This window comes from Streptomyces sp. NPDC051684, from assembly GCF_044453445.1.
GTDB lineage: Bacteria > Actinomycetota > Actinomycetes > Streptomycetales > Streptomycetaceae > Streptomyces.
In genome coordinates this window covers 309,020-320,015 of the sequence record NZ_JBITCS010000002.1, presented here as the reverse complement: position 1 = coordinate 320,015, position 10,996 = coordinate 309,020, and the positions used below count along the sequence as shown (strand labels likewise).

8 protein-coding genes are annotated in these 10,996 nt (G+C 71.2%); 5 read left to right on the top strand and 3 right to left on the bottom strand.

What is annotated here, in order from left to right:
- From ACIA8D_RS03920 to eccE, 3 genes are all read right to left on the bottom strand, one after another.
- Nucleotides 1-1,091 (bottom strand): SCO5717 family growth-regulating ATPase (locus tag ACIA8D_RS03920; protein ID WP_399228424.1); only part of this gene is annotated, 1,091 nt, incomplete at its 3' end.
- A 264-nt stretch (nucleotides 1,092-1,355) separates the two neighbouring features.
- Nucleotides 1,356-2,909, bottom strand: a complete 1,554-nt coding sequence (locus ACIA8D_RS03915; RefSeq protein WP_399228423.1) for a hypothetical protein — start codon at nucleotides 2,907-2,909, stop codon at nucleotides 1,356-1,358.
- Nucleotides 2,909-4,126, bottom strand: a complete 1,218-nt coding sequence (gene eccE / locus ACIA8D_RS03910) for a type VII secretion protein EccE (RefSeq protein WP_399228546.1) — start codon at nucleotides 4,124-4,126, stop codon at nucleotides 2,909-2,911. Before eccE ends, ACIA8D_RS03915 begins: the two co-directional genes overlap by 1 nt.
- A gap of 443 nt (nucleotides 4,127-4,569) precedes the next feature.
- Here eccE and eccB point away from each other — a divergent pair, with 443 nt between their 5' ends.
- From eccB to ACIA8D_RS03885, 5 genes are all read left to right on the top strand, one after another.
- Complete coding sequence (eccB, locus tag ACIA8D_RS03905; protein WP_399228422.1) at nucleotides 4,570-6,072, top strand: type VII secretion protein EccB; 1,503 nt, start codon at nucleotides 4,570-4,572, stop codon at nucleotides 6,070-6,072.
- A gap of 82 nt (nucleotides 6,073-6,154) precedes the next feature.
- A complete protein-coding gene (mycP, locus tag ACIA8D_RS03900) occupies nucleotides 6,155-7,393 on the top strand; it encodes a type VII secretion-associated serine protease mycosin (protein ID WP_399228545.1) in 1,239 nt (412 codons plus the stop codon).
- Between the two features lie 177 nt (nucleotides 7,394-7,570).
- A complete protein-coding gene (locus ACIA8D_RS03895) occupies nucleotides 7,571-7,912 on the top strand; it encodes a hypothetical protein (protein ID WP_399228420.1) in 342 nt (113 codons plus the stop codon).
- A 14-nt stretch (nucleotides 7,913-7,926) separates the two neighbouring features.
- Nucleotides 7,927-9,486 carry a hypothetical protein gene (locus tag ACIA8D_RS03890; protein ID WP_399228418.1) on the top strand — a complete coding sequence of 520 codons (1,560 nt, stop codon included), beginning with the start codon at nucleotides 7,927-7,929 and terminating at the stop codon, nucleotides 9,484-9,486.
- An 87-nt stretch (nucleotides 9,487-9,573) separates the two neighbouring features.
- Entirely contained in the window at nucleotides 9,574-10,959 is a 1,386-nt protein-coding gene (locus tag ACIA8D_RS03885) for a S8 family serine peptidase (protein ID WP_399228416.1), read from the top strand.
- The last annotated feature ends 37 nt before the right edge of the window (nucleotides 10,960-10,996 follow it).

Sequence of the window (10,996 nt, the reverse complement as noted above, 5' to 3'; positions counted from 1 at the left end):
GGGTAGCCGTAACCCGGAGCCGGCGGCTGCGGATAGCCGTAACCAGCGGCGGGCGGCTGCGGCGCACCAGGAGCCGGCTGCTGCGGAGCGGGCTGACCGTAGGGGCCCGGCTGCTGCGGGGAGCCGTACGGACCCGGCTGCTGCGGAGCGGGCTGTTGCGGAGCGGGCTGGCCGTACGGACCCGGCTGCTGCGGGGGCATCGGCTGACCCGGCTGACCGGGAGCGGGCTGCGCCTGGGGCTGGGGCTGGGGCTGCGCCGGAGGCTGCGGCTGACCCGGCTGCTGCTGCGGCGGGTAGCCGTAACCCGGAGCCGGCGGCTGCGGATAGCCGTAACCAGCGGCGGGCGGCTGCGGCGCACCAGGAGCCGGCTGCTGCGGAGCGGGCTGCGGATACCCGTAACCGGCGGCCGTGGGCGGCTGCGGCGCGGCCGGAGCCGGCTGACCGGGGGCGGGCTGCTGCGGCGCGGGCTGCGGGTAGCCGTAACCGCCGGCGGTCGGCTGCGGCGGCGCGGCCGGAGCCGCACCCTCCGGAGCGACGGGCGCGGCCGGAGCGACCGAACTGGCCGGGGCCACCGCCTGGTTCACGTCCGGCGCGTCACCGGACGTCGTGGTCTCCGACGCCGCCGCGGACTCCGCGGGCTCCGCGGACTCGTCGGCGTCATCGTCATCGTCGTCGCCCCACAGATCACCCGTAGGGTCGACGGCCCCGGAGCGGCGGCTCGACGCGGCGGGGTCGGCATCGGCGGCGGGCGGAGCCGCCGGCGGAGCCTCGGGAGCGGCCGGCGGCGCGGCCGGTGCCGCCTCGCCCGCACCCGTGCCCCCGAAGGTCGGGAAGCCCGGAGCGGCCGGCGGCTGCGCGGCGCCCTCGGGCGGTGGAGTCGGCGCAGGAGGCGCGGGCGGCGGCGGGGTCGCGCCCGCGGCCGGGGCGGACGGAGGCGTCGCGGGCGTGCCGGACGCCGGCGTCGCACTCGACTCGCTTGGCTGCGCGTACCAGGACGGCGCGTCGAAATCGAGCCGGAACTCTCCCGTCAGCTCCGTCTCGATCGAACCGTCGCCGGGGTCCGGGTTCCGCTGGTCCCGGTCACTGGTCACTGTGCCTCCTGGTCTCTGCTGTGCACCTGAACGACCGGGTCCGGCGGGGCCTGGCGGTTGCGCGTCGTCGCCCCCCGACCGTCGCGGCGGCCCCGCGTCACTTGCGTCTCAGCCGTTCGTCCGGACAGCGTAAACGGTTCGGGGCGGCCCCCGTAAAGGCGGTACGTGTCACGTACCCGTCGGTACACGTCGCGTACCCGCTCTTCACGGGGCCACCCCACGCCTCTTCGGGGCCACCGGCCCCACGCCCGGTTCCGGCGGGTATCAGTCCATCCGGCGCGGGCCGCCGAGCAGCCCGGTCTCCGGCTCCGTCGGCTGCACCATGACGAACTGGCGCTTGTCGCCCGCGATCCACAGCATCGTCGCGTCGCTGAGCGTCGGCAGCGTCTGGGTGAGCTGCTCGGGAAGGCGCAGCACCCGGCCGATGACCTCGGCCTCCTGCGGGGAGAGGTTCTGCAGTCCGATGACGTCGGCGCGGGCGAGCAGACGCGGCGCGCGCGGGCCGAGGAACGGCACGACGGTGAGCGTCGACTGCCAGGGCGTCGGAGCGATCTGGGAGCGTCCGGGCTGCGCGCCCAGGTCCCGTACGACGAGGACCGGGCTGGCGACCGACGCGCCCTGCGCGGCCATTTGGCGCGGCTCGTACACCGAGACGCACTGCAGTCCGCCGCCCGCGGCCTGCGCCATCGGCGCCCACGCGGCGGGCCGCACGGACTCGACGGCGATCCGGGCGCCGATCGCCGCGGTGCGCAGCGCGATGATCTGCGCGGTCCACATCGAGCCGACGACGAGGATCTCGCGCGGCTTGGGCCGCAGCACGTCGAGGACGGCGGGCGCGCCCTGCGGGTCGACGCCGATGACGACGCCGTCGTCGCCGACGCTCACGCCGAGCGAGCCGAGGGACCTCTTCGACATGACGTGCCGACGGCGACGCGGGCCGCGCAGCCCGTAGCCGGGGCTGGTGAACTCCTCCTCGAACTCCGCGAAGTCGTCCTCGTGCGCGGGGTCCTCGGGGAGCGCCCGGTGCGTGGGCCGGCCGGAGCCGACCTCCGGCGCGGGCGCGTACGTCATGGTGGTGCCGGTGGCGGGGGCCGCCTGCTGCGGCACCTGGGCGATGCCGCCGACGACGCCCTGGGACGGGTCCTGCGGCTGCTGGTCCGGGTGCGGCTGCGCGTACTGCTGCTGGGCGGCGGCCTGCTGCTGGGCCGCGAGCTGTTGCTGCTGCGCCATCTGCTGCTGGCGCTGCTGGTCCTCCCACTCGCGGCGGCGGGCCTCGGCCTCCTCCGCGCGGCGCTGCTCCGCCTGGTAGCGGGCACGCAACTGCTGCTGCTCCGCGGCGTGTTGGGCCGCGGCGGACTGCTGCTGGGCGGCGGCCTGCTGCTGGGCCGCCTGCTCGGGGGTGGGCTGCTGTTGGTGCTGCTGCGGATAGCCGTAACCGCCCGCCTCGGGCGTGGGCTGCTGCTGTTGTTGCTGCTGCTGCGGGTAGCCGTAGCCCCCCGCCTCGGGAACCGGCTGCTGCTGTTGCGGGTAACCGTATCCGTCCGGCTGCTGGGCGGCGGCCTGCTGCGCCTCCCACTGCCTGCGCCGCTCCGCCGCCTCCGCGGCCCGGCGCTCCTGCTCCGCGTGCTGCTCGGGCGTCAACTGCTGCTGTTCCTGCTGCTGTTCCTGCTGCGGGTAGCCGTACCCACCCTGCTGCTGGGCGGCCGCCTGCTGCGCCTCCCACTGCCTGCGCCGCTCCGCCGCCTCCGCGGCCCGGCGCTCCTGCTCCGCGTGCTGCTCGGGCGTCAACTGCCCGTTGGGGCCCTGGGGGGTGCTCATCAGCGCGTGCCTCCGAGGGGAAGGGTGGCGAGGAGGCCGGGCAGCTGTTCCCGGTCGAGACGGACGAGGCCGGCCTTGAGGCCGGAGGCGGCGCGCTCGAGTTCGCGCTTGGCCTGCCCGAGTTCGTTCTCGCTCCGCGCCGAGAGGCGCACGTGCCCGCTGACCGCGACGTCCTCACGGCCCGCGCGCGCGAGGGCGACGCTGAACGTCGTCGCGAGCGTACGGGTCGTGGACAGGCCCGACGCGAGCGCGCCGAGCGGCGTGCCACCGCGGCCGAGCTGCGGCCAGGTGCCGATCCAGTACGAGGCGTGCCAGCGGTCGTCGCACCGCCAGGCGCGCACGCTCTCCTCGGTGCGCGGGCCCGAACGGCCCTGCTGGGACTGGGCGTTGAGGTTGGCGCGCGGGTTGACGCAGGTCGCGACGGAGAGCGCCGAGAGCACGGCGTTCTCGTCGAGGACCTCGGCGACGAAGCCCTGTCCGTTGAGCCGGCTGATCAGCTGGTCGGCGGCGCGCAGCAGCGCGCGCTGGGCACCGCGCAGGTCGCCGCCGCGGGCCTCCACGGCCTCGGGGCACAGCTCGGGGTCGAGCTTGAGCGCCACCCACGTCATACGGACCGCCGGGGTGCCGGCCTGCGCCTGGAGCGCGGCGTACGCCTGCGCGGCGAGGGCCTGCGGCGGCAGGTGCGGGGCGGGCGCGGGCTGGGTGTACTGCACCAACTGCACCGATTCGAGGTGGATGTCCTCGACGTCGAGGGAGTCGGCCAGCAGCTCGACGGGCAGCGGCCGCGCGTCACCCTGCGGGCGCAGCGGGCCGGGCGCGGAGTCCACCTGAACGAGTGCCGTCAGGAACGAGCCGTCGCCGACGAAGCCCACCAGGCGCCGGTCCCGGGCCTCGTACTCGTACGTGCGCAGGCTCGGGTCGGCTTCGAGCAGCGGCGCGAAACCGCTGTCGATGTCGGCGGGCGGCGGCCCGTTGAAGGCGCGGCGGCGGCGCTTGAGGGCGCGACCGATCGCCATCCACTCGGGCAGCGGGTGGCGGCGGCGCCGGCCGAGCTGCAGGAAGACGAGCAGCCCGCCGACTACGGCGGCGGGCAGGATCAGCACGGCCTTGATCGCGGCGGCCGCCACGACGAGCGCCAGCGCGATCTCGATGATCACCAAGTGGTGCGTGCTGATCGGTCCGAAGCTGCCGATCTTGCGAGGCAGCTTCGGCCGCACCGGACCTGCGGCCTGCTGCTGCGGCGGCGGAGCGACCTGCGCGGGGCGGCCACCACGCCCGCCGCGTCCGCTCTGCCCGCCCGGTCGACCGGTGGGGCGACCGCCGGAACGGCCCCCTCCGCGGCGCCCGTTCGGGGCCGGTCGCCCCTGATTGCCGCGCTGTCGGGTCCTGCTGGCGCTGGACATCCCCCGCCCTGCTCCTTCGCTCGCTGCTGTGATGATTCGTGATGGCCGGCTGGGTTGAATCGGTCGGAATCGGACCGCCCCGGGCCATCGGGACCCAACGTCGGCTGGCGCGTGGAAAAACCGTACCCGTACGCTACGGCCCGATCACCACACGGCATAGTAGAGGCCCGTGCGGCGCATGCGCCGGGGGTGGTCCAGAAGTGGGCCAGCAGCAATAGTCCAGCACGGTCCAGCGAAGACGGGGAGAAAACGTAACGATGGCATCACGTCGTGATGAGCTGAATGCCTACACTTTCGCACGCAAGCGGACCGTTGCCGCTTTTCTCAAGCCACTCCCCAATGGATCGGTGGACAGCGCCCCGCGGCCGCTCAAGCACGCGGTCCCGGGCATCGTCATGGCCGTGGTGGTACTGGCCGGCTTCGGCGCCTGCGGCATGATCAGCCCGGTGGCGCCCAAGGGTTGGGACACCCCCGAGGCCGGGATCATCGTCACGGACCCGTCGGCCACGCGATACGTCGTACTCAAGTCGGACAAGAAGGATAAGAACGGCAAGGACAAGCCCGTCCTGCACCCCGTCCTCAACCTCGCGTCCGCGAAGCTTCTACTGAACCCGAAAAACAGCGGTGAGGGTTCCGTGAAGACCGTCAAGGAGAAGTTCCTCGACGAATCGAATATCGCCCAGGGTTCGATGGTCGGAATTCCGTACGCCCCCGACCGAATGCCGAACGACAAGGACGCGGGCACGTCCAAGGTGTGGGCGCTGTGCCAGCAGGCGATCGGCGGCGCCGACGCGATGTCCACGTCCACGCAGCAGACCGTGTTCGTACTCGACAAGGACGACGCGAAGAAGGTCACGGCGAAGGGCTCCGGCAAGCTGGACTCCGGCAAGGCGCTGTACGTCCAGGACGAGGCGAGAACGCCGTATCTGGTGAGCAGCCGCGGCGTGGCGTACAAGCTCGAGGCCGGCCGGGGCGGGAGCCTCGACTCGCTCGTGCGCACCCTGTTCGGCAACAGCGCCCAGCCGCGCACCGTCACCGACGACTGGCTGGCCACGCTCGCCCAGAGCCGCCAGCCGATCAAGCTGCCGTACGTGCCGGGCGACGGCGGCACCTCCAACGCGAGCGGCGTTCCGCCCAAATTCCGCACCACCGGCACGCTCCTGAAGACCAACGGCGGCGACCACTACCTGGTCGAGCAGGACCAGGTGGTCCCCGTCTCCGACTTCCAGGCGAAGCTGCTCCGGGAGACGCTCAGCGACTCCACCCCGAAAACGATCCAGGAGCCCGAGTTCTCGGTGGACAGGGGCGCGTCCATGCAGGGCGCCAACACCTGGCCCACCCAGTCCGTCTCGCTCGCCAACGGCGGCTCGAACGACACCTCCTGCTCCGTCTACAACGGCGGCAAGTCGACCAACCTGTCCGCCTGGGCCGGCTCCTCCCTGCCCATCTCCTCGGTCGCGTCGAGCGCATCCTCGTACGTGAGCCCGGGCAGCGGCCTGCTCTACCAGGAGGAGGAGGGCCAGTCCGCCAGCGGCTTCAACTACCTGGTCACGGACACCGGCCTGCGCTACTACCTTCCCGTCAACAACGACTCCGGCAAGGACTCGTCGGGCTCGGAGAAGGAAGAGGTCGGCAAGGCGCAGATCCGCCTCGGCTACGAGAAGACGCGCAAGGTGTCGGTCCCGGCCCAGTGGTCCAAGCTCCTGCCGTCCGGTCCCGACCTGACGACCAAGGCCGCCGAGCAGACGCAGAACTCCTGACGCGGAACTCCTGACGCCGCATCGCCGGCGCAGAACTCATGGCGCAGAACTCATAGGGGGAACAGAGACCGTGGCACCCACCATGGCACCCATCGTCACCGCTCGACGCACGGCCGCCGCGCTCGCGACGCTCGCGGCGACGACCGTCCTCGCCTGCCTGACCGCGACGCCCGCCGTCGCCGACGACGGGACTCAACTGGCCTCCACCGACTGCCAGTTCGGCGGCAACGTCATCAAGGGCACGCCGTGGTCGCTGCAACGCGTCATCCCCGAGCAGCTGTGGGAGGGCACGTCGCTCCAGGGTGCCGGCGTGACCGTGGCCGTCATCGACACGGGCGTCGACACGAAGAACGAGCAACTGGCGGGGAAGGTCCTCGGCGGCAAGTCGTTCGCGAAGGGCAAGGCCACGACCGACGGCGTCGGCCACGGCACGAAGGTGGCCGGCATCATCGCGGCCTCCCCGATCTCCGGCTCGGGCTTCCACGGCCTGGCCCCCGACGCCAAGATCCTGCCCCTCCAGACGAGCACGGCGGAGGAGGGCGGCAACCTGGCGACGATGATCGACGCCATCAACGCCGCGGTCTCGGCCGACGTCGATGTCATCAACATCTCGCAGGGCACGACGGCGAACGTGTCCAAGCTCGCCCCCCTGCAGGCGGCGGTGAACCGTGCCGAGGCCAAGGGCATCCTCATCGTCGCCTCGGCCGGCAACAGCGGCTCGTCCGGCAAGGCCTCCGACACCTACCCGGCGGCCCTTCCGAACCCCAACGTGCTGTCCGTCGCGGCCTCCGACCGCAACAACGAACGCGCCCCGTTCTCCACGCCGAACAAGCACGTGGACCTCGCGGCCCCCGGCGTCGACATGGTCTCGACCGTCCCGCAGGGCGGCCAGTGCGTCGACCAGGGCACGTCGTTCGCCGCTCCGTACGCGGCCGGGGTGGCCGCCCTGCTCAAGCAGAAGCACTCCAAGTGGACGCCCGAGCAGATCATCTGGCACCTCGAGGACACGGCGTCGCGCTCGCACGCGTACCGCGACAACAACATCGGCTGGGGTGTCATCGACCCCGTGGCCGCCATCAAGGACGAGACCCCGCCGGCCCAGCAGATCACCAACAAGGACCTGCAGGGATCGACGGCCGCAGGCCCCGGCGGCGAAAAGATCACCGCCGCGAAACTGACCCTCGGCGAAACCCCGGCGGAGCGCAACTCCCGCTATGGCACGTACCTGGTGATCGGCGGCGGCATCGGCCTCGCGGTGATCGCGGCCGGGGCGATGGCGCGACGGGACTGGTTGCGGCGGCGGGGCGAGGACGTTGTGTGAGGCGGCGGGGCGGTTCGCTGCGCGGGCGTGAGGCGGCGCGGCGGGGACGTTCTGTGAGGGAACCTGTGCTCGACTTGTGAGTTCAGTGTGCGGAGAGAGATCCTAGAGAAGCTGTCTGCGTACTGAACTGCGCGCGGCACAACAGCATTTCGGGGAGAACGGGGAAGGCGGCCTGCGATGGCTGATGGTTACGAGGTCGATCTTGACGCCCTTGACCAGGTGGTCAAGGAGCTGAATCAGGTCCTCAGCGATATGAGTGGACCGAAGGACAAGGCGAAGTACGGGACGTACCTGCCGAACGGGTCGTTGGGGAACGGCTTCACCGAGGCGCAGGAGCTGTACGACGCGCACGGTGAGATGAAGCAGAAGATCGAAGTCGACATGATCGCGAAGATCGAGAAGCTCGTCGACAAGTTCGGCAAGAAGGCGGACAAGGCCCGCGGCGTGTATCAGGACGCCGAAGCGGAGAATGCCGTCAAGGAAACCGGCGGCTCCGGCGTCGCCGACCGCAACTCCTGAAGGGGGACGAGGAGATGGTGAGCGCGGCACAGGACGGCGGCGGAGCGAGCGGCGGCGGTCAGGGCGAGAAGTGGGACACCCACTTCAACCAGAACGACCTCGACAAACTGAAGCAGATGGTCGCGGACGCCAAGCCGCAGACCGTCAAGGAAGTCGCACAGAACTGGACCGAGGTCCACGAGCACCTTGTGGGTTCGGACGGCAGCGGCGGCCTCAAGAAGCAGTTCGACGACGCCGTGAAGAAGGTCCTGGAGAAGTGGAAGGGCTCCTCCGCAGACAAGTTCATGGGAGAGGCCGACAAGATCAGCCAGGAGATGGCGACAGGCGGCAACTTCGCCAAGCTGGCGGGTGACGCGATGGACCACTCTGCGGACCAGCTCTACCAGATCCAGGACCAGATCCAGAGCATCGACGTCAGCTGGTGGGACGAGGCATGGGACACCGCGACGGACATGTTCACCAACATGACCGCCACGGACTACGCCAAGATGATCGCCCACCCCGCCTCTGCCCTCTACGCCGACTATCAGCTGTACCAGCGGGTCAGAAGCTCCGAGGGCAGTATCCAGGCGGACTTGGCCAGTGGCATTTCGTCCAAGAACGTCTTGGATCGATGGGGCGACAAGATGGGCGCCAAGCAGCAGGCGGCACTCCAGGCTGCCATGCACATGGAGTCGTTGGGGTCGACCTACAAGTCGAACGCCTCTTCGCTCAAGAACGCCGGCCCCGGTGAGTCGTTCAAGCCGCCCAAGATCGACAACCCGGGTGGTGGCGGTGACATGAACGTGCCAGGAGCTGGTGGCGCGAACCCGGGTATCAGCGGCGGCGCGGGCATCGGTGGCGGCGGTGCGGGCCAGGGCATCCCCGGCTTCCGATCGGACGGCCTGAAGCCGCCGACCGCCTCCGGCGCCGAACTCCCGGACGCGTCCCAGATCGGTACGGGTCTGGAGAGCGCCGGTCCCGGTCTCGGCGGCGGCGCCGGCTCGGGTGCCGGCCTCGGCGCGGGCGGTGGCCTCGGCGGCGGAGCCGGAGCCGCGGGAGCCGGTCTCGGCGGCGGCATGGCCGGTGGTATCGCCGGTGGCATGGCTGGCGGCGCGGCCGGTCTGGCCCGTGGTGCCGGAGCGGGCGGTGCCGCAGGACGTGGCGCGGGCGCCGCTGGCCGGGGCGCCGGTGCCGGCACGGGTCGAGGCGCGGGCACGGGTCGCGGTATGGGCGGCATGGGCGGCGGCGCAGGCGGCGCGGCCGGCAAGGGAGCACTCGGCGGCAAGAACGGCGCAGGAGCACGCCTGAAGGGCGGCGTGGTCGGCGGAGCCAAGGGCAAGACCGGCGGGGCATTCACCCCCGGCGGTTCGGGACTCCGCAACCGTGGCGCGGGCGCGGGCGGTGCCGGCGCCGCAGGCAAGGGCCAGAACGGCCGCAACGGTTTCGGCCCCGCCGGAGCCGCCGGTGGGCGCGGTGCAGGAAAGCAGCGTGGCGAGGGCGGGAACGGCAGTCGTCTTCCCGATTACCTCGTCGAGGACGAGAGCACCTGGAAGCCGAAGGACCGCAAGGCGAATCCGCCCGTCATCGAGTAACCAGATACCGTTCGTGGGGCCCACGACCATTCCGGTCGTGGGCCCCACGTACATCGGCACGGAATTCACCACGAAAGGTGTCAGAGCATGCGCTTCGCGCACAGGACGCTACGCGCGATCGGCGGCGCGGCCATGGTGGGAGCCCTGGTGCTCGGCACCGCATCGGCCGCCTCGGCAGACGCGACCCGCGACAAACAGTGGCAGAACAAGGCGTTCGACATCGACGCCGTCCACAAAGTCGCCACAGGCAAGGGCGTCACCGTCGCCGTCCTCGACGCCGGTGTGGACGGCGAGCACCCCGACCTGACCGGCAGCGTGCTCGCCGGTAAGCGCTGCTCGGACGGGCAGCCCGCCAATCGAGAAGTCGACGACGACCACGGCACCGGAATGGCCTCGCTGATCGCCGGCCACGGACACGGCGCCGGCAACAGCCAGGGCATGCTCGGAATGGCCCCGGACGCGAAGATCCTCCCCGTCGACATCTACAAGACGGATGGCGGGACCATTGGTGAAGCCAGGCCGGTCGCGTGCACGGTCGGCGAAGCGATCCGCTACGCAGTGGATCAGGGTGCTGATGTCATCAACATGTCCCTGTCCAACGACTACGCGGGCGCGGACACGAAGGATGCGATCGCCTACGCAATCGCCCACGACGTCGTGCTGGTCCAGGCATCCGGTAACGACGGAGTCGAGAACAACAGCGGCATCGGCTCCACCCCTGGTATCGCCCAGGTGGGGGGCTCCACGCAGGACGGCAGCCGCTGGGACGATGACAACGGTGGCTCGAACTACTCCAAGCAACTGATGTTCACCGCCCCGGGCAAGGACATCACCGTCGCCACGTCCAACGGCGACTTCGACGACGCCGACGGCAACAGCCACAAGGGCGACTACCTCACCACCGACGGCACCTCCATGTCGTCCGCGGTTGCCTCCGGCACCTTCGCCCTCCTCAAGCAGAAGTTCCCGGACTACACCCCCGGCCAGTTGGTCAACCGCATCATCAAGTCGACCTACATCGCCAAGGGCGTCGACAAGTCGAAGCTCCCGGACGCGTACCACGGATATGGCGACCTGAGCCCGCTCAAGGCCCTCACCGCCAACATCCCCAAGGGCGACGCGAACGGTCCCTGGGACCTGTCCTCGCTTCCGAAGGCATCGGGTGACAAGGGCAAGGCAGCCGGCAACTCGTCCGACGCCGCCTCCGACTCCTCGGACAGCGACAGCTCCAACATGCTCCTCTACGTCGGCATCGGCCTCGCCGCGCTCGTCATCATCGTGGTGGTGGTCGTCGTGATCGTCGTCTCCCGCAACAAGAACAACCGCGGCGGCCCGGGCGGGCCTGGCGGACCCGGTGCCCCCGGCACCATGCCCCCGCCCGCCTACCACCAGGGCGGCTACCCGCCCCAGCCCCAGCAGCCCGGCCCCTATGGCCAGCAACAGCCCCCACAGTGGGGGCCTCCGCGCCAGTAAGCAAGACCACGAGACGAGACCCGTGACCGCTCACCCG